Here is a 26,687-nt window from a genome sequence, read left to right as displayed (position 1 = left end):
GCCCAAGCGGTCGGACGGCCGGGCGGCCGCAGAATCCGGGCGATCGGCCGGCCCGGCGTGCGACCCACGCCCGCCTGAGTACCGTTTCTGCGCACGAGGTCGGAATGGAAGATCACTCCTCCGCACGAACGGCACTCCAGCGAATGCCGCTGACACGAGCCGTGTTCGGCTCAGTGCGCTGCGAGCGCCGACGCCGAGCGGTGGCTGCGGTGCAGAACGCGTCCGGCGATGCGGTGGCGGAGGGTGGGGTGTTCGGCGCGCTCGGCCGCGTCGGCACGGCGGTCGGCCGCCATCCGGCGCTGCTCGTTCACTCGACCGGCGAGCTGCTCGTCGTGGGTCTGGAGCGTCTGCGCGATGTAGCCGGCTGCGAGGTTCATGATCGGATCCCTTCAGATCTGCGGGCCCCTTCGGGCGCCTGCAATCAGATTCCTCGCTGAGGGGGTCCCGCTGAATCGGGCGAGTGCCGTATCTTCCGGGGCGGCGCCTACCTCAGTCGGATGGCTCGCTACCTCAGGTCGCGGCCCGGTACCTCAGACGACCTCTCACATCGACGCTCGGCCCGGGAGGACGCACTGCAGCAGGGGGCCGACGCCGTGGCGGCGTCGACCGGGCCGATGACGCGCTGACGTGACGTGCGGCCGCCCGTTGACCGCCGGGCCACGCGGCGACGAGGCTGACCGCATGGCTGACTTCACTCCCGCGAACTGGCGCCACGTCGACGACTACCTCGCGACGACCCTGCTCGACGACGACCCGGCCGTGACTGCTGCCCGGGCCGCTTCGCTCGCGGCGGGTCTGCCGCCGATCGACGTCACCCCGCTCACCGGCAAGTTTCTGAACCTGCTGGTGCGGATGACGCGGGCGCGCCGTGTGCTCGAGGTGGGCACGCTCGGCGGCCACTCCACGATCTGGCTCGCCCGCGCCATCCCGCGCGATGGTCGCGTCGTAACGCTCGAGCTCGAGCAGAAGCACGCCGATGTGGCTCGCGCCAACCTCGAACGGGCGGGAGTGTCGGAGCAGGTAGAGATCGTCGTAGGGCGGGCCGCCGACACGCTGCCGCGCATTGCGGCGCGCGGCGACGAGCCGTTCGACCTGGTGTTCATCGACGCCGACAAGCAATCGGGCTCGGTGTACCTCGATTGGGCGATCCGCATCGGACATCCGGGCACCGTCATCGTGCTCGACAACGTCGTCCGCGCGGGCGAAGTCGCAAACCCCGGCAGCAACGACCCGATGGTGATCGGCACCTGGCGTGCGCTCGAGTTTCTGGGAAGCGACCCGCGGGTGGATGCCACGGCGCTGCAGACCGTGGGCTCGAAGGGGTGGGACGGCATGGCGATCGCCGTCGTCGTCGAGAACTGAGCCACGTGAAGAGTGTCCTCAATACAGACGCGCGCGTCCGACCCGGGGCGAGATGTACAGAAATCTGCACAGATTCGCTTGACTGGGAGCATGAGCGCAGGTGACCAGAACCCCCTCGCCGCCGCAGCCGTCCTGCCGGTCGCCGAGGCGCGGGCGGGGCTCTCGCGCATCCTTCGCGACTTCCGGGCGCGAGGAACGGATGCTGAGAACGTCATCATCGGATCGCATCGCAGGCCCGAGGCCGTGCTCATCCCCTACGAGACCTTCGCGTCCTTCTCTTCAGGAGGTCCCGGCGCCCCCACCCCGAGCCTCGAGGTGCTCCGGCGGCGCAAGCCGCTCATCGAGCGGTTGGCCCGCGCGAACCGCATTGGATCGGTGCGCGTGTTCGGTTCCGTGGCGCGAGGCGACGACACGGCAGAGAGCGACATCGACCTTCTCGTCGACCCTGAGGCGGATGCGTCGCTGTTCGACCTCGCCCAGTTCGCGCTCGATCTGGAGTCATTGCTCGACCGCCCCGTCGACGTGGTCTCGCGCCGATCCCTGGACCCCCATCGGGACCGAGCCGTGCTCGACGAAGCCGTCGAACTGTGAGGCCATCCGACCGTGTCGACCGATGGCTCGACGACCTCACTGCGACACTCGACGCCGCGGCGGCCATCGCCGCTCGCGGACGCGACGCGTTCGACAGTGATCCGGCAATCCCCCTCGCGTTCGAGGCACGAACTGGGTGGGCGACCTGGCCAAGCGTCTCCTCGCCGCCGATCCGATCCGATTCGCTTCCGCGATCCGACTTGGTCGCAGGCCGCACGCAATCGCGACTTCATCGTGCACCACTACGACCGCATCGACCCTGACGCCTTGTGGGTGACGGTCTCCCGGAGCTTCCCGAGGTTCGAGCGGTGCTCGATCGCGTTCGCGGCTGATCCGCCGTACGCGAGCGCACGCCCGTCTCGACGCATCCGGCGAGCGGATGGCGCGGGGCGCGAGCCGCGCGAACCTGCCAAGGTTGCACGGTGACCACCGGCTCCACTTCCAATCCGGCGGAACGGCCGGACGTGGCATCCGCTCACCCCGGCCCGAGAGGTGCACCGACCTCGCCGCCGGCCGTGGGCGCCGGGCGCGGCCGGCTCGAACCGCTCGCCCGCGGCCCACTCATCGCCGCGATGCTCGCCCTCGCCGCCGTGCTCGCCGCCACGAGCAATGCCTACGGCTACCACCGCGACGAGCTCTACTTCCGGATGCTGGACCCCGCGTGGGGGTACGTCGACCAGCCGCCGCTCACGCCGCTCATCGCCCGCACGCTCGCATCGATCGTCGACGAGCCGTGGTTCCTGCACGTGCCCGCCATCCTGTCGGCCGTGGCCGCAGTGCTCGTGGCGGCCCTCATCGCCCGCGAGGTCGGCGGCGCCCGCCGCGCCCAGGCCCTCGCGGCGTGGACGGCAGCGGCATCTGCGTTCCCCATCATCTTCGGGCACGTGCTGGTCACGTCGTCGCTCGACCTCGTGGTGTGGCCGCTCGTCTGCCTGTTCGCCATCCGTGCGCTGCTGCGCTCCGATGGCCGCTGGTGGATCGCCGTCGGAGTCGTCGCGGGCCTCGCCAGCTACAACAAGCTGCTGGTCGCCGTGCTGCTCGCGGGACTCGGCGTCGGACTGCTCGCCTTCGGCCCGTGGCGCGAGCTGCGATCCCCATGGCTCTGGGGCGGCGTAGCCATCGCCGTCGTGCTCGCGCTGCCGAATCTCGCGTGCCAGGTCGCGAACGACTGGCCGCAGTCCGCGATGGGCGCCGCGCTCGCCGAGAACGACGGCGGCGAGACGCGCTGGCTGATGTGGCCGATGCTGTTGCTGCTCGTGGGTCCGCTGCTCGTGCCGGTCTGGGTGGCCGGGCTCGTGGGGCTGTTCCGTCGGCGCGCGTGGCGCGACATCCGCCTGCTGGTCGGTGCCCTCGTCGTCGCGCTCGTGTTCACGTTCGTGGGCAGCTCGCAGTTCTACTACCCCCTCGGGGTGGTGCAGGTGCTGCTCGCGCTCGGCTGCGTGCCCGTCGCCGAGTGGATGCGCACCCGCGCGCGGCGCGCCGTCGTCTGGGCGGCCGTCGCGGTGAACGGCGCGATCTCGGCGGTGATCGCGCTGCCGCTCGTGCCCGTCGACGTGGTCGGCGCCACCTCCCTGCCCGCGATCAACCAGGTCACGCGCGACACCGTCGGCTGGCCCGAGTACGTGCAGCAGGTCGCGGATGTCGCGGCCGACGTGCCGGGCGACCCTCCCATCGTTGCGGCCAACTACGGCGAGGCCGGCGCGCTCGACCGCTTCGGGCCGGCGCTCGGCGTCTCCGCCGATCGGGTCTTCAGCGGGCACAACGAGCTCTGGTTCGCTGCGCGGCCGACGGATGGCGCGGACGCCGCCATCTTCGTCGGATACTCGCCGGCGTTCGTGGGGCCGCTCTTCGAGTCCTGCGAGGTGCGCAGGCTGCTCGACAACGATGTGGATGTGGACAACGAGGAGCAGCGCCTGCCGATCACGGTGTGCACCGGCATGCGGATGCCGTGGAGCGAGGCGTGGCCGCGCTTCGCGCACCTCGACTGACCCTCGCCGCCCGCGCGGCATCTCGGTACCCTGAAAGGCGGAACGCAACCAGGAGGGGTGGTGAGTTCCATGCCTGCGACGAAGCAGTGGAGCATCACCGTCGACATCGACGAAGAAGAGGGCATGACGCTGGCCCAGGCCAGCCTCCGCACACCGTCAGGTCAGGACGTGACCGGCGTCGGCAAGGCGAACCGCAACCCGCTCGACCCCGACGTCGCCGAGATCGGCGACGAGCTCGCGGTCGCCCGGGCCCTGAGCAACCTCGCCGAGCGCCTGCGCCATACGACGGAGCGGGACATCTCGAGCGTCACGGGGCAGCCGTCGCACGTGCACCGGTAGGTCGCCTGGCTGAGCGGCGATCGCGACCGCGACCGCGAGTGGCGGCAGGGCGTCGTCAGGCGGATGTCGCGGCGCCGGCGCCCGCGCGGAGCGCCGTGTGATCCGGCGAGCGCAGCCACGCGTCGAAGTCGATCGTGCCCCGCTGGGCGTCGGCGCCGCCGCGCAGCTGCCCCGAGGCGGTGGCCCGCCCGAACCTGCCGGGCAGCGGGAACTCGACCACGCGCCGCTTCACCCCGTCGAACGCGATCATGCGGCGCACCATGTCGGCGAGCCGCTCCTCGCGGGGACCCGTGAGGTCGCGCACGCGTCCGGCCGGGCCCGCCTCGGCGAGCTCGACGAGACGGGCGCCGACGTCGCGCGCCGCGACGGGCCGCGCGAGTCCCTTGGGGACGAGGGTGAGCCGGCCGAGTGAGAGTTGGCGCACGATCTGCTCCGCGAACTCGTGGAACTGCGTCGCGCGCTGCAGCGTGAACGGCACGTCACCGCGCGTCACGAGGGCCTCCTGCGCGAGCTTGCCCGCGTCGTACGCCGCGTCGACGCCGTCGATGCCGACGATCGACAGCGCGACGTGGTGCCCGACGCCGGCGTCGCGCTCGGCCGCCAGCAGGTGCGACGACACCGCTGTGAAGAACTCGCGCGAGCGGCGCGTCGACGTGGTCGTCACGTTCGCCACGTCGATCACGGCGTCGACCCCGTCGAGCGCGCCCGCGAGTCCGGTGCCCTTCTCGAGGTCGTATCCGGCCCGGCGCGTGAGGGTCAGGATGTCGTGCCCACGCGCCGTCGCGGACTCGATGACGTGGCGTCCGACGTTGCCGGTTGCTCCTGCGACGGCGATCCTCATCGGGTCTCCCCCTCCGTGGTGGTGCGGGCGGATGTCGCGGAGCCGACGCCGCCCGCGCGCAACGCGCTGCCCGTGGCATCCGTCGGGCTCGCGACATCCGCTCTGCTGGTGTTGTCACCGCCGCCCGCCCGCGGCCCGGGGACCAGCAGCACGACGCCGAGCGCCAGGCTGATCGAGAGCGACACGACCGTGCCGACGGCGGCGTCTGCCTGCAGGTGGTCGAGGTGTGTGGCGTGGTACCAGAGGTGCAGCACGCCGAACGTCGTCCACGCGAGGCCGAGGATGCGGAACACGACAGGGCTGCGCCACACGAGCCCCGCGACGCTCGCGACGCCGAGCCCGAGGTAGAACGCCCCGACGTCGCGGACGAGGTGCTCGTTGAACGGCCCGTCGGTCGCGACCCACTGCCCGAGCACCCCCGGGAAGGAGTCAAAGAAGGAGCGGGGCGCGAAGAACGCCCACCCGCCGACGAAGAACGCGATCGTCGCCGAAAGGGCGAGCGCGACCGTGTGGATCCTGCGCATGCCTCTCTTCATACTCTTCTGGCGGCACTGGCGCGGCCGAAGTGTGAGAGTTGTGAGCTGAGATGACGCCGGCGCGCCTGCGCTACCCTTCTCGCAAGGGCTGGGGGGCTCACCGCGCGATCTCGCGGAGGAGGCGCGACGTGGCAGAGAAAGTTCGCTCGAGTCGAGATGCGATCCCGTGGATCGTATGCGTTCTCGCCGTGCTGGGCGGATTCGCGGTCCTGCTTGCATCCGACGCCTTCAAACAAAAGGCCCTCGCCGCGATCATCGCGTTCGTCGTGGCGATGGCTTCGGCCGTCGTCGGCATCGTGGATCGGCGCCGGACACGGTCGGGCCCGATCGCGAAAATCAGGCGGGGAGCCTTCGCAACGGGCCCGAACCGTCGGCCTCTCTTGGCCAAAGACGCGTTGCTGTCCGACATGGGAGTTCACCCGGCCCTCGCGGATGTCGATTATGTCTCCCGCGGGGTCGAGGATCACGTTCGCGACGCAATCGCGCGCGGCGAATCCGTACTGATCGTCGGTCGACCTCTCGCAGGAAAGTCGAGGCTCCTTGGTCAACTGCTGCGTACCGACGATCGCCTTAGAGAAATGCCGATTCTCATCCCCATCGAAGCGAAAGCCGTGCACGACCTCCTCTTCGAAAACGCGAGATTCACAGGCCACATCGTGTTCTTCCCCAGGTTCGAGGAGACTCTAGCGAACAACGGCCTCAGTTCAAACGACATGGACCGCATCTCAGAGATGGGGAACATCGCGGTCGCGACGCTGGAGAGCCGCATCTATGAGACGGTTCTCGGCGTGGGAGCGGAACTCCCGATCGATACGCGTCGGGTACTGGAGCGATTTCACGTCATCCGCCTTCGAACGGATAGCGCGGCCACCCGCCGAGAGCTTGCGAAGCAACTGCCGGAATCCATCGCCCGAGGCGTCGTCGAGTTCGGCCTAGGCGAGTACCTAGCTGGTGGCGGTGAGGCTGAACGGCGCTTCCGAGACGCGCGCGATCTCCATCCGTATGCCTATGCATTGCTCAGAGCTGCTGTGGATTGGCGTCGAAGTGGTATCAGCGAGGCGGTACCGAACGATGTCGCGGTCGGTCTGGTCGGCAAGTATTACGATGCCCTCGGTCTCGCGGCCTCAAATGAGTCCGCCGACGAACAAGTGCGCTGGGCCGAGGAATGGCTACCGAGCCCTGAGCGCCGAGTCTTTCGATTACTCGAACCTGAGAAGGGATCTTGGCTGCCGTTCGGCCATCTCACGGCGCTCGTCGAGCAGGATCCAACGCATCTGTACGAGGGCATCCCGAAATTCGTTTGGGAAGAAATCGCTCAAGCTCCTGCGAGACCGGAGCAGCTCACTTACGCCGCGGTGATTGCATACTGGCAAGACCCCAAGATGGACACGACCCTCCTTCTCGCTCAGCGCGCGGCCGAGGCTGGTGATGCACGAGGCATGCTCGTGTACGGCACTTTGCTCGCAGAGCGCGACAACCCGGAAGCCGAGACTTGGTACCGCAAATCCGCCGACGCTGGCGACCCGCTGGGCATGTCCAATTATGGATACTCACTGGAACAACGCGGCGATCCGGGAGCCGAGGACTGGTACCGCCAGTCGGCTGAGGCCGGCTACCCCGTTGGAATGTTCAATTACGCCGCTGCTCTCACCCGACGCGGCGATCCTGAAGCAGAACGCTGGTACCGGAAGGCCGCCGAAGCCGGCTACCCATCCGCCATGGGCAATTACGGCACACTCCTCGCACAACGGGACGATCCCACAGCCGAGGACTGGTTGCGCAAGTCAGCTGAAGCCGGCGACCTCCGTGGCATGTCAAACTACGGCACGCTCCTTGCACAACGCGAAGACGCACGTGCCGAAATGTGGTTGCGCAAGTCCGCCGAAGGGCACGACCCGACGGGCATGGCGAATTACGGCGCGCTGCTCGAACACCGCGGTGATGAGACGGCCGAGGATTGGCTGCGGATGTCCGCCGACGCTGGGAGTCCCGGTGGAATGGCCAATTACGGCCACTTCCTCGAACAACGCGGCGACCCAGCAGCGAAGGATTGGTATCGCAAGTCCGCCGAAGCTGGCAAACCCCACCGGCATGGCGCACTACGCTGCCCTCCTGCGGCGGCAGTTGGAATCGTCTAGCGATGAGCACTCGACGACACAGGAGACACATAAGACCGAGTAGGCGAGTAATTCATCGCAGCGCGGCCCCAGCCACATAGTGCAATTGACGAGCCTTCTAGGCTGCCGTCACCGGCTTCTGTGTCGATTATGGTGCGCGGACGGAACGTGGGACCGAGATCTCGCGCGGTCAGTTCGCCGAGCCGGAGCGCGACCTCATCCGTCCGAATCAACTGAACCTGCGCGCCGCGGTCAGGTGCTATTGCGCTGCGGAGGAGGTCGACCGCACCCCTATCTGACGTGGCCTTGACCCACAGGACGGGCGGGTCCCACACCCCGCTCGTGCGGAGGTCGCGCGGACGTCGATCGATGATCGCGAGTTCGCCGTCGCACGCGAGCTTCAGGATGACCGCCGGCACCCAGCGTGACGCGTCCATCGTCGCCAGACCGGTCGCCTGGAACCCCGCCTGCTCCAGTTCTGTCGGCGGCGCGGACGGCTTCGGGCTCGACCGGGCCCGCTCTCGCCCGGATGCGACATCGAAGATGACAAGGCCGACTCCCAATACGACGCAGATTCCGCTCAGGATGGCGAGGACGAGCGCCACGGTGCTGAGCGGATTCACGCCGGCCATCGAAACCAGCAGCGTCGCGCCACCCACTCATGCGCCACCGTCCGCTCCATCCGCTCGGGTCACGAAGATGACGGTCTCGACCCGCAAGCTAGTCCGCCGATGGCTCGCGCCACGAGTCCCCGAATGGGCGCCATCTCGCGGCACGTCGATGATCTCCGGCGGCCGACTGCCCCCAGTTGCCCAGCTGCATGGGCGGCCGCCTTCTCGGTGAAGGTGAAGGCGATGATGTTGCCCGGCTTCACGCCGGGCTGGGCGAGGATTCGAGAGATCCGCTGGGAGATCACATGCGTCTTGCCCGATCCAGCGCATGCGATGAGTTGCAGCGGATGCGTGAGCTCGTTGATCGCAGCTCTCTGTGCTGGCGTATAACCCGACATCTCAAGCACTCGCGGTGCCTCGCTCAGGGGTGTTGGCGCTCATGCCTGCTCGACGCTGAATCTCTTCCGCGAGCCAGATCATGCCGGCCGCGGGGTCCGCCTCCGCAATGAGCAACGCCTCGAGACGCTCGATCGCAGCGTCTTTCCAACGGTTACTCAGGCTCAAGTGCCAGCCCGCCCCACAGCGGACCTTGGCATCGACCGCCGCATCCTCTCCAACTTCAGAAACGATGGCATTGACAACCCCAGGGGGCAGGAGATCCTCGATCTCGACGTCGTGGCCGCGTGAACATTTTCCGGGCCATTTCGACAGGCTGAGTATTCGTTTGGTTGGCTCCCAGTTGAAGCTCTTCAGCTTGTCAGCTGCCGCGCGGCCGTTGTCGTCATGATCGAGCACAGCGATGACCGGAAGGGTCGTCCCCGCAGCGGCAAGAATGGCTTGTGGAACGACCTTGCTCGCTCCGTGCGCTGGAACGAAATGCAGTCCTTCGAGCAGCTCGTCCCGTCCTGAAGCTTTGCAACAAGCTTGAAGGAAGAGTCCGTCTGTGTATCCTTCCGTAACCACGACCGCCGCAGCGTCGCTTGGGATCTCGAGTGCCCGTTCGAGTAGGTGGGCAAGCCCGGCATCGCGATACAGGGAACCGAGCAGCTCAGCTCTCGATTCGTTGCCAGAAAGCGAAGCCGCCTTCTCCGTGATGCCTTCGGAGTTCTTCCTCAACTCAGTCACCAGAGCGGACTGTTCGTGTGAGATTACGTACGGTGAATGCGTCGTCACAATGAGCGATACGTCGGCACGGCTAGCAAGGTCCTCCAGATGACCCCGCGTGGCCTCTTGCGCCGCTGGATGGAGAAACGCTTCAGGTTCTTCAACCGCAAGCACAAGCGATCGTCGGCTCTGTTCGGCCAAGTACTGAAGCATAGACACGAGAACCGCGCCGCGAACGCCCGTTCCCTTGTCCGCGAGCCCTGTCAACGTGACGGTGTCGCCAAGACGAACATCGACCGACGATAGTGTCTCGGACACTGTCGGCACAGACGGGACGAGATTGGCAACCGATATCTCGGGGAACATGCCATGAACCCTGCCTTCAATCTTATGACGAAGTGGTTCGAGGAGCTGAGCCTGAAGCGCGGACAGGTAGTCTTCGCGTGCCTTCTCTGCCTTACTCATCTCATCGTTGAGGTGGTCTGAGATTACGAGCTGCAGGATCTCCGTGAACTTCCCCTTGAGGAGGGACTCAAGATCCTCTCCGCTGTGAACTACCGCGAATCTCACCACCGACCGAAACTGCTTGAGTAGGTCGATGTGCTCTGCGCTGTCCTCCTTCAGCGAACGAGCACCCTCTGCTTTTGCCTGGAAGCTTGTTACTCGAGCGCCGCTGCTTCCGAACTCTGTTACGAAGTGCACTTCCCCGTCCGCTGCGAAAGTGGCGTTGGTGCCGCTTCGCGCCGCCCGCCCTCCTCGGAGCTTCTGTTCGTACGCCTCCGCTCTGGCCAAAAGGGTCTTCTCCGGGCCCGATGAACCGACTGAGAAACGGAGAGTGATACGGGTCTTGCGCGGTGCGCCGCCAGCCGGCGAGAGTTTTGCGGGTCTGTCGCGATCGGGCACGTACTGGGAGTCTGGATCCAAGGCAAGTTCAAGTGACCGGATAAGGTTCGATTTACCGTAGTTGTTCGGTCCGACGAAATAGTTCACACCACTCGAGACCTCGAAATCATGCTCGCCCGTGAAGCTTCGGAAGTCCTTGATCCGGACGTGTGTGAGCTTCATACCTCGATGACCTTCATCACCTCGTCGCCATAGTCATTGATAACCTTGACCGCGATCTTGCCGGTCGTGGGCTTATCGAACGGCTTGGAGACGTCGCTGTACAGCGAGGCCCACGCATCGGCGTCGATCTCCGCGTTCAGCGCGGTCTTGAGCTTCTTGTATGGGTCATTGCCGCCGGTGAAGTAGCAGTGCCGTACAAAGAACGATTCCTCGTTGTAGTCGATGTCGACCATCCAGAGCGCAATGCGGTCGATGCCAGAGCTGCGGGTCTCACCGCGAGTCGGGTCGTAGACATCGACTCCCCGCAGTGTCACCTGCAGCTGGCCATCGGCGACCTCAGCGACCGCAATGTCCGGCTCCCCGAACACGGTGAAAAGGTTGCCGGCGCCCGTCTTCTTGAGTTCTTCACCCATGAGCAAGTCGGAGTTCATGCGCACGAGGAGCACTTGCGTCCGTCCAAGCTTTCGCTGGCCCTCGACGGTCGCGAAGCCCTCATCGCCGACGACCATAATGCCGTCGGACTCGGTCACCCCCGTCGCAAGAGGATCGAACGCGAAGCCAAGCACAGCGACGAGCCCGATGCCGGCATCGATTGCCGCCTTTGCGGCCTTCTTGATGTAGCCGGGACTCACCGTGCCGTACTGCGGGCCAAGCGCGATCGCCACACGGGATGCCTCGCCGCCGCCTTCGTCCTGACGCTCGCCAATCGCCTGGATGTACGGATCCGGGTAGGCCTCGATCGACGCGAACTCAAGCCGCTCGGCCTTTCGTCCGTTCTGGATTCCCGCTTTCAGCAGGTTGTCGAGCACCGACTGCTCGAAGCTTCGGTCGTCGGTCTCAGACGGCTGCTCACGGAACGCATCGGCGTCTTCGAAACTCAGTGAGCGGTGCGGCGAGAGGCTCTCAACGGTGAACGGTCCTGCGACGCGGATGCGGCCCCTGTCTTCATACGGCTTGTCGTAAAGCAACTCGTAGTCGGCATAGCGCTTGATCGCCCGGTCAATCTCATCACGAGTCATGCCCTCACGAATGTCAGGGTTGTTCGCGATCGACTTCAGCGTGATGTGCTGCACCCGCTCGTAGACGAAGCCATGACGGATGTCGCGGCTCGTGTCTGCCGGCGGAAGCGGCTTGCCCGTGAGCTCCTGCTCCTTCTTGCGTCCCTCGGTGGAATCGGCGAGTAGGTAGAACGGATACTTCGCACCCATCAGTCGCTGACGCGCAAGAGCGAGCGCGACGCGCGACGTGTCGACCGTGATCCAGCGGCGACCCCATTGCTCGGCGACATATGCCGTGGTGCCGGAGCCGCAAGTCGGGTCCAGGACCAAATCGCCCGGGTCAGTGCACATCAGCATGCAGCGCTCGATCACTTTGACATTCGTCTGAACGACGTACAATTTGTCGGCGGCGAATCCCGCAGTGGTGGTGTCCGTCCATACATTCGCGATCGGATACGCGGCGAAGTCATCCAGATAGCGAACGTAGCGCAGTGTGTTGCCGACGGGCTGGAGCCTTGCTGCCCAGTTGAGTCGCCTCATTCCGTCCGGGTGTGTCTTCCAGTAGCCCTTGCCCGGCACAAAGACCTTATCGCCAACTTCGACTGGATAACTGCCAGGAGGCCGCTGCGAAGTGAGATTGTCTGTCGCGTAGATACGTGCCCCCTGGGGCAAGAGGCTCGGATCTGCCTTCTCGGCGGGCTGAAGAGGTCGCGTGCCACCGCTCGGGAGTGCGACCTTGGTGTACGCATTCGCGCCGACTTCACCGGCCCGCTTCTTAAGGTACAACTGGCGGTACTTCAGCCGGTCGCGATCCTTGGCGAACCACAGGATTCGATCTGCGACCGGAGCAAGATGCTCGGACGTGGCGCTCGTAGTCGTCACGAATATTATGTCGCTAACTAGATTCTCAGCTCCCATAACCTCGTCGAGTAGCGACCGGACAAGATGAACGTTTTCATCGCCGATCTGTACGAACAAACTGCCGCTCTCTGTGAGCAGGTCGCGCGCAACAACGAGTCGGTCCCTCAGGTATGTCAGATAGGAGTGGATCCCATCTTCCCAGGTGTCGCGGAACGCTCTAATCTGTTCGGCCTCGCGCGCAGCGTCCTCGAGCTTGCCGTCCTTTACGTCGCGGTTGCGCGCGGAGACCTGCCAGTTCGAGCCGAACTTGATACCGTACGGCGGGTCGATGTAGACCATCTGCACCTTGCCCCGCAACTGTTCGCGATCAGCGAGTGACCCCATGACCTGCAGCGAGTCACCGAGGATCATCCGGTTCGACCACGCGGCCTCGTGCTGGTAATACTCGACCGCCGAGAGCTCATCAAGCCCATCAAACGTGTCGAACAACGTGAGCTCCGGCTCAGGCTCGCCCGCTGAGGCTGTCTTCCGCAGGTTTTCGATTAGCACGCGCGGGTCGATCTTCTCCTGGATGTAGATCGGCGGCGCGTCGACGACAAGGTCTTCGTCGTCTTGGGCATCCTTGCCTCGCCAGACGAGTTGCGGGTCGAGCGCCTCGTCGCGCGCGGCTCGCTCGGCGGCCAATCCGGCATAACGCGCGTATTCGAGCGGTTCGCGCTGATCGGCTGCTTCATCGTAGAAGTGCGGCGCTGCGTCCGCTGTCGGGATGTTCGTGCGGGTTTCAGTGTGCTTGATCGAGTCGACCGGGGTCGGGCCCTTCGACTTTGCAGCGCGAGCCATGCTCAGCCTTCCGTGTTCGAGTACTGACGCGGGCTGATCCCGGCGAGGATTCCGCTGTTCAGGAGGTCGGGGTCGCCGACAATTTCCTCATCCCGCAAGAGGGAACGGATTGCCTGTCTCAGGACGTCGTCCGCATCATCGACGCCGTGCTTGCCAAGCTCGATGTAGCCCCAGCGACCGAAGCCGCCGTGATTATTGACGGCGACGCACCACGAGTCGCGTGCAGTGCGCGCCTTTTCTTTCGTCGGGCCCGGGCTCTTCTGCGACCCGGAAACCTCAACGATGAGATACCGAGGCATGTCGGGGTTAATGGCATCGACTGTGGCCCTGGGGTTGAGCTTGAGCAGGAAGTCCGGCAAGTACTGGTGCGAGACCCCTTTGTGCACGTACGGAATCGTGAACCCGAGCTGGTCGTTCTTCACATAGCTCGTAATTAAGCCGTCAGCGGCGATACCCTCGCACACTTTCGCCACCTTCTTCTCCCACTCGTTGCCATCCTTGCCGTCGAGCGTGACATGACTGACGTGCGAGTGGGTGGTCTCGATGGTCTTCTTGCGCGTGTCGAAGCGCACGGTGTCGGTAGACCACGAGGCGCCGAAGGACCGCAAGATGGGGCGAAGGCGGGGACGACGCTCCGAATCGTTCTCGTCCTTCTGACGAGTGATCGCATTCTGAACCGCTTCTGCTGCGAGCTGCTGCATCTCGGCAAGCGAGAGGTAGTCAATGGTGTAGCCGTGGCCGAGATGGACACAGTTTCGCATCCACTGCTTCGAGTACTCCACGAGCGAGGGAAACATCCACGGGCGACTCTCCCCATCGGACGAGTAGTAAGTCTGAAGCACTTTGCCGGCGATTTCGAACGCCAGCTGCTGCTCTCGAGTTGCAGCGATACCTTCAATGCGTTCGCCAGCCCCCACGATGCCTGCGGTATCAACCCACGTGGGAACGGTGGCCCCATCGATCGTGAGATGATCAGCGTCCTCGGGATCAAACCAGACCGGACCTTCCGGCAGTTCAACCCGGTAGCCGCTCAGCACCGGGAAATCGATGCGCAGGTGGTCTCGATCCTGTCGCGCCTCGACGCGCGTTGGCGGATCAGCGGGTTTACCCGGCGCAACTGGTTTGTCGGATGGGATGAACGCGAACGGGATCCCGTAAATGTTGGAGTACTCGGCGCCAAAGAACCCAGTTTCCGGGTCTGCCGAGTATGACCGCCGGCGGAGACCGCGTCCCACCACCTGTTCGCAGAGCAACTGAGACCCGAAGGCGCGGATGCCGAGGATGTGTGTGACGGTGTTTGCGTCCCAACCCTCGGTAAGCATCGCTACACTCACGACGCACCGGACCTGCTCGCCGAGCTTGCCCTTCTTCCCGACGGTGTTCATCACCTCGCGGAGCAGGTCTTTATCCGTCAGCTTCTCGATGTCGTGGCCGCGGCCCTCCTCCCGGAGCTGACGCTTGAATGCCTCGATCTCCTCCGCTGCGGCCTCCTTGAAGTCGGCCTTCATCGCGTCATCGCTTTCGAGCTGCCTTGAGTCGACGATGATCGTGCGCGGGCGTGCATGGAAACGATCGCCCTCGACGTTGCTGAACTTCTCCAGCCTCCCTGCCACGTGCATCATCTCGCCGCCGACCTGCTTCTCGTAACCGGCGATCCAGTCGTAGATGAGTTTCGAGACGAAGGTGTTGGGCGAAACGACGATCATGACCGGCGGCGTCTCCCCAAGATCGCGAAGGTGGCTCTCCCACTCCGCGAAGGACGCCTCGTAACTCTTGTAGAGACTTCGGAGCGCGCCTTCGAGCGCGGCCGGGATCGTCCACTGCCCTGGTTCGAGGGGTCCTGCCTTCGCCGACCTCGGCCAGTTCGGGTCATCCTTCACCTGGTCGTAGAGGTGAAGGTACTGAACCTGCTTTCCCTCAGCGTCGTCGTCGACCGGCAGCCGAGGGATCTTCACGATGCCCGACTCGATCGCGTCCATGAGCGAGAAGTCACTCACCGTCCACGGGAAGATCAGACCCTCACTCCACCCTGAACCCTTGAGGTAAAACGGCGTCGCGGAGAGATCGTAGATCGACTTCACGCCGACGTGACGCTTGAGGTACTGCAGCCCCTTGAACCAGACCGTGGCATCCTCGTTCTCGGCCTTCATCTCGGCGTCGGGCTTACTCGTGAGATCGGCGTTGGCGTCGGACAAGGTTGTGTTTGGCTGGTAGCAGTGGTGCGCCTCGTCGTTGAGGACGATGATCTCACCCTTCCCCCCGCCGAGCTTGCGCATGATTCGACTCGCGATGGCCTGAGGCGTCTCCCTGAACGGATCTTCCACCTTCTTGCCACCGAGCAGGAGCTTCCGGGTGTTCGCGGAGACGCCCTTGATCTCCATCGAGTCCTTCGCCTGGAACTGGTGATAGTTGACGATCGCGATCTGCGCCTGCCCAAGCTGCTCCCGCAGGTCGGCAGGCACCACCTCGCGCTGGTCGTAGTAGTTCTCGGGGTGCTCTGGCTGCAGGACGCCGAGGCGATCACGGATCGTGATGCCGGGCGTCACAACGACGAAGCGTTTGACGAAGCGCGCATCGTGCGGGCTCGCGATCTTGTTGAGCGTCTGCCAGGCGATGAGCATTGCCATCACGACGGTCTTCCCTGAGCCCGTCGCCATCTTCAGCGCCAGTCGCGGCAGACCTCCGTTGTGGGAGTCGTTCGCCTCTTTGAGCAACTCGCGCCAGTCGGCGGAGCCGACGCTCGGCGTGTAATCGCGGCGCCCGATCACCTCGGTGAGAAAGACCGCAGTCTCTGCCGCCTCGCGCTGGGCGAACAGGATGCGGTTCTCGCGGGTCGGGTCGGCCCAGTGGAGCAGCAGCTTCTTCGAGATCGGAGTGACGCGCTCGTACCCCCGGTGCCGCCAGGTGCGCACCTCGGCGCGGAGTTGGTCGATCGCGTCGTTGCGCTCGATCTTCTCGTCAGTGACATTCAGGTCGAAGAGCTGCTGGCCGGCATCCGCCTGCTTCTTTCCGCCCTTCTTCGCCTTCGGGACGGGGATGAAGAACTCGCTTGGGCGACGGCGATCGGCGATCTCGCCGGTCGGTCCGTTGTCACCGAGGACGAAGTGCTTCCGCGGCTCGTCGTAGGGCGAGTTGATGATCGGGTTAGCGAGGGTGTCTTGCGTGGTCATCCCACAGCTCCAGCGCGAGTCGCGACGCCCACTCGACCTCGGCACGGGTCTTCAACGGGGTGCGCGTACGACATCGTTCCTCCGGGTCTGCGTGTAGGGACAACGCGATCCCGACTCTATCGGCGCGGCGGATGACCGGCACCCGACCTCCCGCTCGCGCCCCCGAAATGGGGTCATGCGGGCCGGCGGGATTGACCGTGTCCTACCATCCGCCAAGTGTGGCGCCGAAGCGAGGGGGCGGATGCCCATCATCGCGAATCTACCTCCGGAACAATCAGATCCGCCATCGCATCTTGAGGACGCCGTACCTGCCGGCACCATCGGCGTATACGCCCTCAACCCCCCTGCTACCTGCGACGGCGGCCGCCTGCTCGTCGCTGTGCTGCGGCTCTGCGAGAGCGGTTCGCCGAAACTCCAACACCGTGCTCCACGCTCCAACTCTTCCGCGCTTCGGTCCGCCAGAGCCGACCGCTTATCCGTTCAGGGAACTACGATCGGGACACATGACCGTCGAAGAGCTCGCCGCAGAGGACCCCGCCGACCAAGAGGAAGACCTCGGAACGGCGCAGTCAGTGACTATCTCAGACGAGAGCCCCGTGACAACACCAGTCACAGAGACCGCGTTCTCCATGCTGGCGTCCATTACCGAGGAGTCGGTTGTTGTTCAACCGCCCTACCAGCGAAGAGCGTTTTGGGATAGGAGAAAGAAGGCGTCGCTCATCGAGTCCGTATTCTTGGGACTTCCCCTTCCACTGATCTATCTCGCTGACGCCAATACCGTAATCGATGGAGAGAAGGTACGCATACGCGAGGTCGTCGACGGTCAGCAGCGACTCTCCTCTCTGCGCGAGTTCTACAACAATCAATTGGAAATCCCGGACGATTCGATTGTCGAGGACCTGCGAGGTAAGACTTTCGGCCAGCTCAGGCCAAGCCTCAAACAGACCTTCAAAGACTTCAAATTGTCCACGGCGACCATTCCATTGAACGCCCGTGCTGACAAGTTCGAGCTATTCAAGCGACTGAATCAGCAGAGCACGGTCCTCTCTGATCAGGAACTGCGAAATGCGGCGTACCACGGCGCATACCTTCAGGAACTCAAAGAGCGCGCCGGCCAGTTGAGGGATTCGCTCCGCGTTACCGATGCCGAGTACAAGCGGATGAAGGACGTGGAGTACCTGACGCGACTCCTCGCTTTCGAACGGGCGGGCTATGACGCGTTCCCCAATAAGAAGCTGAACAAGTTCCTCAACACGGAGATGGAGCTCGGTGGAGCCGAGACGCCGAGCGAGTGGGAAAAGCGCGTGAAGCGCGTGCGTAGGGCGCTTGACCGCGTCGAGAAGCTCTTTGGAGAAATGCGTTTCCGTCCCTACCGCATTCCTGAAACCGGGTACAACGGGGAGTGGGCTAGGACGGTCAATCGCGCACTAATGGAAGTTCAGGTCTGGAGTTTCCTGGATCACTCAAGATACGGTTTCGCTGACGCAGGATCGTTTGATTCGGCGTTGATCGACAAGAAGCAGGCAGTTCTTGACGCCGTGACAAGACTCCACGCCTACAATGAACGATTTAACGATTCGATTCAGCGCGGCACCACTGGATCGCCGAATGTGAGCTATAGGTTCTCGCGCTACGTTGCCGCCGTTGCCTGGGCTCTCGAGGAAATTGGCGACGGACGCCGGCGTCGGTTCTTCACTCCTCAGCAGAAGCAGAACGTATGGGACAAACTCCCGGTCGACGAGCGCGAGTGCGCCGAATGCGGGCACGAGCTGGTATTCGCCGAGACCGAGGTCGACCACATTGTCCCTTGGGCAAATGGCGGTGAGACGGTTGAGAAGAACGCGCAGCTTCTCCATATCGCCTGTAATCGGGCGAAGGGCGCGCGTTGGGACCCGGTGGTGGAGAGCGCAGACACCACGCCTTGAACTGTCCGCAGATCCTCGAGCTGGTGTCGCACTTGGCCGCCGCTTGGCGAATCTGAATCTGCACGCCGTGAACGCTCAGTCGCGAATCAAGACTGCCCACGGCCGATACCGCCACCCTCGCGGCGGCACACGTGCTCCAGCCTCGAGTTGCCGGATGCGGCGGTGGCCGTGCGCACGAGCAGGTCGATGACGGATGCTACGCCTGCGCGCTCGTCGGGCATGATCGAGGGCGCCTCGCCGTCTCGGTGGCGAGCGCCGATAAGCACGAATGGCACGGCGTGCGACTGCTCGGCCAGTTTCACCTCGTCGTAGTAGACCGGGTGACAATTGAGCCGGGCCGCTGCGTACCGCCCGCGGCACGAGCGGGCGCCGAGTCGCACGGGTCACCTGCCTACCCGTCGAAGAACCCGTCGAGGATGCTGCCGATGACGAGACCGCCGAGGATGCCGCCCATGACGTCGCCGCCGCCGCTGCCGCGTCGCCCGCCGCCCCAGCCCGGCCCACCCCATCCGGGCCCGCCGCCCCACTGGTCGTACCCCTGCGGCCGCGACGCGTCGATGTCGCGACGGGCAAGCTGCAGCGCCTCGCCCGCGAGGTAGGCGGCGCGGCGCGCCATCCCCATCGCCTGCTCGCGGTGGTCCTCGTCGATCGTCGGAACCGTCGTCGCGGGCATGCCCAGGAACTGGTCGAGATCCTGCCGGATGCGCTCGGACTCGGCCAGCCGGGTGCGCGCGTCCGCGCCGATCCATCCGCGGTGGCCGGCGATCACGTCGCGAGCGACGGCGAGCTGGCGGTCGGCGTCGTCGATCGCGTGGCGCACGTGCTCGAGCGGCGGGATGGGTCGAGCCGCACGTTCGCGAGCGGCCGCGATCGCGGCATCCAGCCCCGCGTTGGCCTCGCGTAGGCGATCGAGATGCGTGAACGGGTCGGTGTTGACGCCGGCGGCGGGCAGGGAGGCGAGTGCGGTCTGAAGCGCTTCGATCGCGGCCCCAACCGTCGGCGAATGCGGCTCCTTGAGCGCCACGACGATGTCGCCGCGCGAGTCCTCGACGATGGCCGCGAGCGTGGATTCCGCGCGCAGCGCCTCGACCTCGAAGGTCTCGACCGCATCGAGGAGTGTCGCCGCGCGACGCACCGCCTCGGTCGCGGCCTCGAGCGCGAGGTTGGCCTGCTCGCGCTGCCCGGCCTCGCGGCGTCGCTCGGCCACGCCCGCGCCGTGCTCGGCGAACCCGAGCAGCTGCTCGGCCTGAGCGGGGTTGGCCTCGACCTGCGCGAGCGCGTCGGGCGCGTAGCGAGCCGCGAGCCGGTCGACCGTCTGGCGCGCGTTCGGCAGGCGCTCGCGAAGCAGCACGATATCGCCGCGGATACCGGCAATGATCTCGGGGGCACGCCGCGCCCGCGCGATCCGCTCGGCGAGGGCGGACGTTTGCTGGTCGAGCACGTCCTCGGCCCACTCGCACAGCTGCACGATTCGCGCGTTGCGCGTCCGCAGCTCCTCGGCAGTGTCGGGGATGTGGTCGTAATTGAGCTGGTTCAGGCGGAACGCCCCGCCGAGGTGCTCCCGCACCGTCGTGAGGGCCGTGCTCAACGGCCGGGTCGCGTCGGCGCCCAGTTCCGCCTCGGCGAAGCCGAGCTCGTCGGTGGTGACGCGGATGCGCTCGTCGGCGGCGACCAGGGCCGCGCCGGCGCGCTTCGCCAGGTCGGCGTCCTGAGCAGCCAGCTGCTCCTGCTCTTCACGCTTGCGCTTGCCCCAGAACCCGGCCATGCCTTCGATCCTAGGGTCGGCGCTGGGAGCGCGCTGGGGAGCGGCCGGGAGCGCATCTCGAAGGCGGTGAGGCGCGGCATCCGGATGGCTCGACCGCCCTCGGCTCGGCCGAACTCGATCCCACTTTGTGACCTTTTCTCACCCCACGACATCCCTAGAGTGAAGGGGGGTGGGCACGTGGACGAGAGCCATGGCACCGACGCCGAGCTCCTGGAGCGATTGGCGACGGGCGACCAACGGGCGTTGGCCGTCGTGTTCGACCGCCATGCCCCGGCCGTGACGCGGTACGCGTGGGCGATCGCGCCAAGCCGGATGGATGTCGAGGAGATCGTGCAGGACACGTTCCTCACGGTCTGGCGCAAGGCGGCGGAGATCGCGATCGCGGAGGCGTCACTGCTTCCATGGCTGCTCGTCACGTGCCGCAATTTCGGAATGAACGCCGTCAGGAAGGCGGCCCGCAACCAGGCCGAACCGTTCGATGACGCCGTCGCGCCTCGCGCCGACGTCGTCCGCGAACATCACGACGCCGAGGCCGCGCGGGAGGACCTGCGCTGGGTCCTCGACGAGATCGAACGGCTCGAGCCGATCGACCGGCAGGTGTGCGAGCTCTGCCTGGTCGAAGGCCTGCCGTACGCCGAGGCGGCCGAACGGCTCGGCCTCAGCGTCGGCGCAATCAAGCAACGCGTGTCCCGCAGCCGGGCCCGATTGAAGAAGGCGGTGACCCTCGATGAAGTCTGAACCTCCCACTGGAGATGACCTGACGCGCCTCCTCGTGTCGATGAAGCGCAACGTGCTCGAGCGTGCCGCGCAGGAACCGGTGCCCGCGAAGCAGAGGTCGATCCGCCGCATCTTCGGGTTCGGGCTCGGTGTGGTCGCGCTGTTCGGCGTGGGGGCTGGCGCCGCTGTGGCGCTCATGCTGTCCGCGCCGCAGGAGGACTCGGCGAGTCCGGTCGCCGACACTCCGACGAGCACGCCGACCAGCCCACCGACGACCGAGTACATGGTCGTCCCGTCGACCGCGCCGCCGCCTCCGCCGGCGCCCCCGGTGACGGCGCAGCCCGCATCCCGGTACGGCCTCGACTGCGGCACCCTCGTCGATCCGGCCCTCGTGTCCGGCATCTTCACGACGGATGTCGCGGCGATCGATCCGATCCTGTCCGAGTCCGGCGTCGGCGTCGCGATCCCGCGGCGGGCCGCCATCCTCGCCGTCGGCGGCAACGTCTGCGAATGGTCGAACGGCGTGCCGATGAACGACCAGTACGGCGTCGAGCCCGATTACGTGGGCGTCACGATCGCGGTCGTCCCCCGCGCCGCCGCTGGCTGGAGCCAACGCGCCATCGTGCACGGGATGCCGGCTGAGGAAAGCACATGTGACGGCGGATGGTGCTCGGCGAGCTCGGCGGTCGGCGACGCCTGGGTGACGCTCTCGGCGTACGGCGGGGCGAACCTCGCTGGGGATGCCTCGGCGTGGCAATCACTCGTCGACGCCGTCGTCAGCACCGTGGGTGCGGCGGGACCAGCCGCCCCGCCGACCCTGCCCGAACGACTCACCATGCTGACGCCCGAGGAGTGCGATGCGCTCATCCCCGTCGACCAGGTGCGCTCGATCACGGCGACGCCCGACGCGCAGGTGATGATCGAGGCCGGCGGATGGAGCGAATGGGCCGAGGCACGGCTCCACGCGGATGCCGTGGGCTGCGGCTGGGGCGTCGATGACCTCGGGAGCGCGGCCCGGGTGGACTGGCTCCCACAAGGGCGCTGGGCCTACCTGCGGATGCTCGAAACTGGAACCTCGACGCCGGTCCAGCTCGCCGGACTCGCCGCGGGCGACGAGGCATCCGTTCGTTGCGACACTCGGTTCGGCTCGACGTGCGCCGTCGACCTCGCCGTCGGCCAGGACTGGTACAACGTGAGCGCCAACGACCAAGACACGGCGATCGCGCTCGCGGAGGCGTTGCTGGCTCGACTCGGGAGATAAGTCCGCCGCGCCGAGGCACCGGACCCCGCGATCATCCCGATTGCGGGGTGCGCCACGCGCGGAACCAGGGCTAGAGGATGTTGTACTCCGGCTTGTACTCAGCCCAGAGCTCACCCTTCAGCTCCCGCGCCTCATCGGGAGTCGCACACTCGATCCACCCGACGCGAAGCTCGGCGACCACTTCGTTGACCTCCTCGATCATGTCACCCGGTAGCACGCTCGGTCGTTGTCGGGCGGTCCACCGGCTCACGCCGAGCACGTCGACTGCGACGCTCGCCCGGAGCGTGCTCGAGCTGAGGTTCGTACCCGTCGCGCGGTGCTGTTGAATTCGGCCACGCAGTCCGCGCTTGCCGATCGCCTCTCCTACGAAGACGGGCATGCTGCCGTCGAAGAGTACGAGGACGCCGGGTCCTAGCGGGATCGACGCCGTGGCGACGGATCCGAGGCGCTTCCGGCGCACCTTCATCAGCCGCTCCCATGCGCCACCCGCCACGAGCCATGGTTCTTCGACGCCATCGGCCCGGTCGAGCGCGCCGAGGATCGAGATGAGTTCCTGCATGTCCTCCGCGCCATACGTCGTCATGTCGCTGTGCGTGAGGCCCATGGCTGCGGCCAGATGATCGAAGGACATGGAGCGACGCTACGCGAGACCAACGGCGGCGAGTCAACCCCGCATTCGGGGACTCCCCTCCGGATGTGCGTCGCTGGGAGGATCGACGGACCCTACCGCCGAACGAGGCCGAAGCCAGTGACCCCACCACCTCCCGGACCGCGCGACTGGTCCCCGCCCGAGTCATCCCACTCGTCTTGGGGCACGGCAAGCCCGAGTCGACGGCCGATGCGCGGCGGCGGTCACGTCGACGGCCTCTTCTGGGGCATCTTGCTCGCGTGGACGAGCCTGCTCGTCGGCATTGGCGCGTTCGTCATCGGACTCACCGCGCCGCTGGCGGTGGATCCCGCCCGGACCGTCTGGATCGCCGGCTTCGGCGCCACGGCCGTGTGGGCCGGAGGGATGGCGATTCCGCGATACCGACGCGGCGGCAGGGGGCGCTCGGCCGCCGCGGTCACCGGGATCGTCGCCGGAGTCGCGACGCTGGCCGCCATGGGCTACACCTTCACCGCCATGACGTTGGCGACCACGAACGTCGCGCTTCCGGCTCCAGCGAACTGGGTGGGAGATGCCGCTGACGTGCAGGGCTCGTCCGCTTTGCTTCAGGATGTCGGCCCCGGCCTCGAGCAGGTTCCGGAAGCCGTCGCCGCGCCCCCGGTGCAAGCTGCCCGCTGGCCGCCGACCCGGTCGAGGCCGAGCGCCTCGAACTCGCGCAGTCGCTGGGGACGGCGACCTTCGTGCTGCGACAGATCGCGTCGGCCGACGGCACATGGCCGGGGTCCCTCGCCGTCACGACGGATGGCACGCGACTCATGTCTCCCGACGGCATCACGCTCGCGCCGATTCCGCCGGGCGCCCAGGTGCTCTACTCGACATCGTCGGATCGGCGCGAGTACTCGCTCACGTTGATCGGGCCGCTCGGCGTCTCCACGTCTTACTTGTCATCCACCGGCGCGATCGAGACATCCGTGCCTTGACGAACGACATCACCGCGCCGTCGCTCCCGGGGTTCGACGCCATTCGCGCGCCGCTCGGAACCACAGACCGCAGTGACGTTCCGCGATAGTTACATTCCGCTATACTCAGCGCATGTCATCTGCCGCCGAACTGGTTCGAAGGGCACGCGAGACTCGCGGTCTCACGCAGGCTGAGTTCGCGCGTCGCGCAGGCGTCACGCAGAGCGTCGTCAGCGCATATGAGACCGGCCGGCGGGAACCATCCTTCTCCACTCTTCGTCGCCTCGTAGGTGCGGCCGACTGCGTGCTCGAAGCCAGCGTCGTCCCTTCTCCGCCGAAAGGCATGCTCGATCGGGTGCGGGAACGCGCGGGTGAGCTGCGGGACCAGCTCGGAGCGCTCGGCGCCGTCGACATCCGAGTCTTCGGCAGCGTCGCTCGCCGCGAGGAGATGTCGACCAGCGACGTCGACCTGCTCGTCGACCTCGAGCCGGGAGTCGGATTGTTCGCGCTTCTCCAGATGCAGTCGGCGGCGGAAGCCATTCTCGGACGGCCCGTCGACATCGTGCCCTCGGACGGCCTCAAGGCCGACGCCGCCGAGAACGTCCGGCGCGATGCGGTACCGCTGTGAGCCGCGGCGAGCGTGACCGGCTCCTCGACATCGCTGTCGCGTGTTCGGCGATCGCCGCCTACGCCGAGCGGTCCGACTCGAGTGACGATGTCGTGTTCGACGCCATCCGAATCCGTCTGGTGGAGATCGGCGAGGCTGTGAAAGATCTCGACCCGAGCACCTTGGACTCCGAACCCGATATCCCATGGGCCGAGATCGCGCGCATGCGCGACGTGCTGACGCATCGGTATTTCGACACCACGCACGCGATCGTGACCGCCACCGCTCGGCACGACGTCCTCCGCCTCGCCGCCGCAGTCGAGCGGCTCCGGCACGAGCGATAACGCCTCGGAGGGTCGCGCCGGTGCTGCCGGACCAGGCGCGCAACGCACGTGAGGCGCGAACGCGTCACCAGATGACGGTGCCCGCCGATGCGTTGGAGGACCGCTCGACCGCGGCCGCCTGCTGCGCTCGCGCGACCTCGTCCGAGGTCGGCAGGTCGGCGCCCACCCTGCTGACCGTCACCCCGGCAGCCGCCGCGGCGAATCGGCCCAGGCGGAGCAGATCGGCCTCGCGCAACTCGTGAAGGGACGTGCCCCTGTCACGACCGAGCACTCCGGCGATGAGCGCCGCCATGAACGTGTCCCCCGCGCCGACCGTGTCGCGAACGACGACCGGCAACGACTCCACCTCGACCCGGGCCGCGCGGGTGGCGAGCACCGCGCCCGCTCCACCCCTCGTCGCCGCCGCAAGCCCGACACCGAGCTCGAGCAGTCGGTCGAGCACCCCTGCGAGCGGCTCTCCGGGATACAGCCACTCCGCATCCTCGTCGCTGAGCTTCACGACGTCGGCGGTCGCCGCGAGCCGCTCGAACGTCGCCCGCACGGCCGACCGCTCGCCGATCAGCGACGGTCGGATGTTCGGGTCGAGCGACACCAGCACCCCTTCGGGCCGCGCGGCGAGAACCTCACCCACCGCCGCAGCGCCCGGCTCGAGGAACAGCGCGATCGACCCCGAGTGCACGACCGCCGCCGAGCCGACCTCCACGGGCTCCGGCAGGCGCCACTCGATGTCGAAGTCGTACGCCGCGGCACCCGAGCCGTCGAGCACCGCGAGCGCGGTCGACGTCCGATCCAGGCTCATCGACTCGGGATCGACCGAGACAGCCGAGTCCGTCAACCGAGAGAGGATGGCGCGCCCATCGTCATCCGCGGCGAGCGCCGTGCGCAGCCGGGTCGCGACCCCGAGGCGCGCCAGGCCCAGCGCGACGTTGGCGGGCGAGCCACCGGGCGACCGCGTGATCGAGCTGCCGTCGTCCACGAGGTCCATCAGGGCCTCGCCGATCACGAGCGCACCCAGCGGTCCCGAGCGATCAGGCATCCGCGATCACCTCCTCGACCGAAGCCTCAGGAACCGGCACGCGCGCCTCCGAGCCATCCGTCTCGACGACCAACCGCCCGTCGACCCACGCGACCGGCATCGGGTCGGTGATCTCGCCGACCCACGAGCCATCCGGCATCGTATTCCGGAACGCCATGAGCTGCCACCGCCCTGCGCGATCCCGCACGAGCCGCCCGACGTAGAGCACCTCATCAACGAGCTGGTACGCGCTGGCGATGTCGAACGGCCCGGCCGGGTCGTCGACGTTCACGGCCCAGATCCCGCCCCGCTCCCCTGCCGCCTGCCGTTCGGCCGCCATCTCCTTGCCGAGGCATGAGAACACCAGCACCCAGCGCCCATCCACCTGCTCGAGCTGCAGCACCTCGAGCTGCCCGAAGCCCGATCCGACCGTCGACCGCGGCGGCTCGACGCGCCACTGCTCGAGATCGGCCGACCACGCCGTCCCGACCACACCCCGCGACGACGGCTCCCCCACGTTCGCTCGCGCGGTCAGCAGCATCCGCCAACCCTCGCCCGACGGGTCGCGGAACACCCACGGGTCGCGCCACGCCTCGTCGGGCCAGGCGCCGTCGGCGAGCCGCTCGTACCAGCGGGAGTCCGGTTCCACGAGCGCCCGGCCCGTGGTCGTCCACGTCGTGAGGTCATCGGATGTCGCGACGCCGATGCGCTGCACGAGACCGCCGCCGGCTCGATCGACGCCCGTGTAGAACATCCGCCACGTGCCGTCGTCGCCCCGCACGACGGACCCGGTCCAGGTCGCGAGGTCGTCGAACGCCGGCGGATCCGACGGGATGATCGCGTCCGCGACCTCCGTCCAGTGCACGAGGTCGGTCGACACGGCGTGCCCGATCGTCGCACGCCAGTGCCGCCGGTCGGGGTCGTGCAGGGCGCGCGACGCCTTGAGGAAGAAGAGGTGGAACCGTTCGCCGTCGTCGGCGAACCAGAAGTCCCACACCCAGGATGCGGCGAGTCGGAGCATGTGCGGAGGGCCTTTCGTGTGCAGGGTTCGGGTGGCCAGCGCG

25 protein-coding genes and 1 pseudogene are annotated in these 26,687 nt (G+C 66.6%); 13 read left to right on the top strand and 13 right to left on the bottom strand.

What is annotated here, in order from left to right:
- Nucleotides 1–170: 170 nt before the first annotated feature.
- Complete coding sequence (locus ACFQ58_RS04940) at nucleotides 171–377, bottom strand: hypothetical protein (RefSeq protein ID WP_376949936.1); 207 nt, start codon at nucleotides 375–377, stop codon at nucleotides 171–173.
- Between the two features lie 304 nt (nucleotides 378–681).
- Here ACFQ58_RS04940 and ACFQ58_RS04935 point away from each other — a divergent pair, with 304 nt between their 5' ends.
- The 5 genes from ACFQ58_RS04935 to ACFQ58_RS04915 all read left to right on the top strand — a co-directional run bounded on the left by ACFQ58_RS04935 (nucleotide 682) and on the right by ACFQ58_RS04915 (nucleotide 4,280).
- Nucleotides 682–1,362, top strand: a complete 681-nt coding sequence (locus tag ACFQ58_RS04935) for an O-methyltransferase (RefSeq protein WP_376949935.1) — start codon at nucleotides 682–684, stop codon at nucleotides 1,360–1,362.
- 90 nt (nucleotides 1,363–1,452) lie between these two features.
- Nucleotides 1,453–1,953 (top strand): nucleotidyltransferase domain-containing protein, encoded by a 501-nt coding sequence (locus tag ACFQ58_RS04930; RefSeq protein WP_376949934.1) that lies wholly within the window; start codon nucleotides 1,453–1,455, stop codon nucleotides 1,951–1,953.
- Nucleotides 1,954–1,965: 12 nt separating this feature from the next.
- On the top strand, nucleotides 1,966–2,379 hold the full coding sequence (locus ACFQ58_RS04925; protein WP_376949933.1) for a HepT-like ribonuclease domain-containing protein: 414 nt from the start codon (nucleotides 1,966–1,968) through the stop codon (nucleotides 2,377–2,379).
- On the top strand, nucleotides 2,376–3,941 hold the full coding sequence (locus ACFQ58_RS04920; protein ID WP_376949932.1) for a glycosyltransferase family 39 protein: 1,566 nt from the start codon (nucleotides 2,376–2,378) through the stop codon (nucleotides 3,939–3,941). The genes ACFQ58_RS04925 and ACFQ58_RS04920 overlap by 4 nt, the downstream gene beginning before the upstream one ends.
- Before the next feature lie 69 nt (nucleotides 3,942–4,010).
- Nucleotides 4,011–4,280, top strand: a complete 270-nt coding sequence (locus ACFQ58_RS04915; protein WP_376950336.1) for a DUF1876 domain-containing protein — start codon at nucleotides 4,011–4,013, stop codon at nucleotides 4,278–4,280.
- Between the two features lie 55 nt (nucleotides 4,281–4,335).
- Here ACFQ58_RS04915 and ACFQ58_RS04910 read toward each other — a convergent pair whose 3' ends face one another.
- On the bottom strand, nucleotides 4,336–5,121 hold the full coding sequence (locus ACFQ58_RS04910) for an SDR family oxidoreductase (protein ID WP_376949931.1): 786 nt from the start codon (nucleotides 5,119–5,121) through the stop codon (nucleotides 4,336–4,338).
- On the bottom strand, nucleotides 5,118–5,645 hold the full coding sequence (locus ACFQ58_RS04905; RefSeq protein WP_376949930.1) for a hypothetical protein: 528 nt from the start codon (nucleotides 5,643–5,645) through the stop codon (nucleotides 5,118–5,120). The genes ACFQ58_RS04910 and ACFQ58_RS04905 overlap by 4 nt, the downstream gene beginning before the upstream one ends.
- A gap of 140 nt (nucleotides 5,646–5,785) precedes the next feature.
- Here ACFQ58_RS04905 and ACFQ58_RS04900 point away from each other — a divergent pair, with 140 nt between their 5' ends.
- Nucleotides 5,786–7,795: a hypothetical protein gene (locus ACFQ58_RS04900; protein ID WP_376949929.1), complete on the top strand. Its 2,010-nt coding sequence runs from the start codon at nucleotides 5,786–5,788 to the stop codon at nucleotides 7,793–7,795.
- Here the strand turns inward: ACFQ58_RS04900 and ACFQ58_RS04895 are convergent.
- From ACFQ58_RS04895 to ACFQ58_RS04875, 5 genes are read right to left on the bottom strand one after another with little or no spacing between them, the layout of a single operon-like run.
- On the bottom strand, nucleotides 7,792–8,433 hold the full coding sequence (locus ACFQ58_RS04895; RefSeq protein WP_376949928.1) for a hypothetical protein: 642 nt from the start codon (nucleotides 8,431–8,433) through the stop codon (nucleotides 7,792–7,794). The two genes, ACFQ58_RS04900 and ACFQ58_RS04895, sit on opposite strands and share 4 nt — an antisense overlap.
- A 32-nt stretch (nucleotides 8,434–8,465) precedes the next feature.
- Entirely contained in the window at nucleotides 8,466–8,783 is a 318-nt protein-coding gene (locus ACFQ58_RS04890; protein ID WP_376950335.1) for a UvrD-helicase domain-containing protein, read from the bottom strand.
- A gap of 1 nt (nucleotide 8,784) precedes the next feature.
- Nucleotides 8,785–10,554: an ATP-dependent endonuclease gene (locus tag ACFQ58_RS04885; protein ID WP_376949927.1), complete on the bottom strand. Its 1,770-nt coding sequence runs from the start codon at nucleotides 10,552–10,554 to the stop codon at nucleotides 8,785–8,787.
- Nucleotides 10,551–13,253, bottom strand: a complete 2,703-nt coding sequence (locus ACFQ58_RS04880) for a site-specific DNA-methyltransferase (RefSeq protein WP_376949926.1) — start codon at nucleotides 13,251–13,253, stop codon at nucleotides 10,551–10,553. Before ACFQ58_RS04880 ends, ACFQ58_RS04885 begins: the two co-directional genes overlap by 4 nt.
- A 2-nt stretch (nucleotides 13,254–13,255) precedes the next feature.
- Nucleotides 13,256–16,423 (bottom strand): BPTD_3080 family restriction endonuclease, encoded by a 3,168-nt coding sequence (locus tag ACFQ58_RS04875; protein ID WP_376949925.1) that lies wholly within the window; start codon nucleotides 16,421–16,423, stop codon nucleotides 13,256–13,258.
- 503 nt (nucleotides 16,424–16,926) lie between these two features.
- Between ACFQ58_RS04875 and ACFQ58_RS04870 the strand changes: the two genes are divergently transcribed.
- Nucleotides 16,927–18,348 (top strand): HNH endonuclease family protein, encoded by a 1,422-nt coding sequence (locus ACFQ58_RS04870; protein ID WP_376949924.1) that lies wholly within the window; start codon nucleotides 16,927–16,929, stop codon nucleotides 18,346–18,348.
- 86 nt (nucleotides 18,349–18,434) lie between these two features.
- Here the strand turns inward: ACFQ58_RS04870 and ACFQ58_RS04865 are convergent, their stop codons facing one another.
- Both ACFQ58_RS04865 and ACFQ58_RS04860 read right to left on the bottom strand, forming a co-directional pair.
- Entirely contained in the window at nucleotides 18,435–18,728 is a 294-nt protein-coding gene (locus ACFQ58_RS04865) for a hypothetical protein (RefSeq protein ID WP_376949923.1), read from the bottom strand.
- A gap of 11 nt (nucleotides 18,729–18,739) precedes the next feature.
- Nucleotides 18,740–20,113: a hypothetical protein gene (locus ACFQ58_RS04860; protein ID WP_376949922.1), complete on the bottom strand. Its 1,374-nt coding sequence runs from the start codon at nucleotides 20,111–20,113 to the stop codon at nucleotides 18,740–18,742.
- A gap of 177 nt (nucleotides 20,114–20,290) precedes the next feature.
- Here ACFQ58_RS04860 and ACFQ58_RS04855 point away from each other — a divergent pair, with 177 nt between their 5' ends.
- Entirely contained in the window at nucleotides 20,291–20,851 is a 561-nt protein-coding gene (locus tag ACFQ58_RS04855; protein WP_376949921.1) for an RNA polymerase sigma factor, read from the top strand.
- Entirely contained in the window at nucleotides 20,841–22,091 is a 1,251-nt protein-coding gene (locus ACFQ58_RS04850) for a hypothetical protein (protein ID WP_376949920.1), read from the top strand. The genes ACFQ58_RS04855 and ACFQ58_RS04850 overlap by 11 nt, the downstream gene beginning before the upstream one ends.
- A 70-nt stretch (nucleotides 22,092–22,161) precedes the next feature.
- On the opposite strand, the gene ACFQ58_RS04845 is transcribed toward ACFQ58_RS04850, so the two are convergent.
- Nucleotides 22,162–22,722, bottom strand: a complete 561-nt coding sequence (locus ACFQ58_RS04845) for a hypothetical protein (protein ID WP_376949919.1) — start codon at nucleotides 22,720–22,722, stop codon at nucleotides 22,162–22,164.
- A gap of 716 nt (nucleotides 22,723–23,438) precedes the next feature.
- Here ACFQ58_RS04845 and ACFQ58_RS04840 point away from each other — a divergent pair.
- The 4 genes and pseudogenes from ACFQ58_RS04840 to ACFQ58_RS04825 all read left to right on the top strand — a co-directional run bounded on the left by ACFQ58_RS04840 (nucleotide 23,439) and on the right by ACFQ58_RS04825 (nucleotide 24,608).
- Nucleotides 23,439–23,678 carry a hypothetical protein gene (locus ACFQ58_RS04840; protein WP_376949918.1) on the top strand — a complete coding sequence of 80 codons (240 nt, stop codon included), beginning with the start codon at nucleotides 23,439–23,441 and terminating at the stop codon, nucleotides 23,676–23,678.
- Between the two features lie 112 nt (nucleotides 23,679–23,790).
- Nucleotides 23,791–23,934, top strand: a pseudogene (locus ACFQ58_RS04835) (helix-turn-helix domain-containing protein); the annotation flags it as partial.
- A gap of 78 nt (nucleotides 23,935–24,012) precedes the next feature.
- Nucleotides 24,013–24,285 carry a nucleotidyltransferase family protein gene (locus ACFQ58_RS04830; protein WP_376950334.1) on the top strand — a complete coding sequence of 91 codons (273 nt, stop codon included), beginning with the start codon at nucleotides 24,013–24,015 and terminating at the stop codon, nucleotides 24,283–24,285.
- Nucleotides 24,282–24,608, top strand: a complete 327-nt coding sequence (locus ACFQ58_RS04825) for a DUF86 domain-containing protein (RefSeq protein ID WP_376949917.1) — start codon at nucleotides 24,282–24,284, stop codon at nucleotides 24,606–24,608. Before ACFQ58_RS04830 ends, ACFQ58_RS04825 begins: the two co-directional genes overlap by 4 nt.
- A 64-nt stretch (nucleotides 24,609–24,672) precedes the next feature.
- Here ACFQ58_RS04825 and ACFQ58_RS04820 read toward each other — a convergent pair whose 3' ends face one another.
- Both ACFQ58_RS04820 and ACFQ58_RS04815 read right to left on the bottom strand, forming a co-directional pair.
- The gene (locus tag ACFQ58_RS04820) at nucleotides 24,673–25,644 is read right to left on the bottom strand and encodes a PfkB family carbohydrate kinase (protein ID WP_376949916.1); all 972 of its coding nucleotides are present in this window, start codon (nucleotides 25,642–25,644) and stop codon (nucleotides 24,673–24,675) included.
- Nucleotides 25,637–26,644 (bottom strand): glycosyl hydrolase family 32, encoded by a 1,008-nt coding sequence (locus tag ACFQ58_RS04815; protein WP_376949915.1) that lies wholly within the window; start codon nucleotides 26,642–26,644, stop codon nucleotides 25,637–25,639. Before ACFQ58_RS04815 ends, ACFQ58_RS04820 begins: the two co-directional genes overlap by 8 nt.
- Nucleotides 26,645–26,687 lie beyond the last annotated feature (43 nt).

Origin of the sequence: Agromyces sp. NPDC056523, from assembly GCF_042794545.1 — a bacterium.
GTDB lineage: Bacteria > Actinomycetota > Actinomycetes > Actinomycetales > Microbacteriaceae > Agromyces.
The sequence above is the reverse complement of the archived record's forward strand: the minus strand, read 5'-3'. Positions and strand labels throughout refer to the sequence as shown.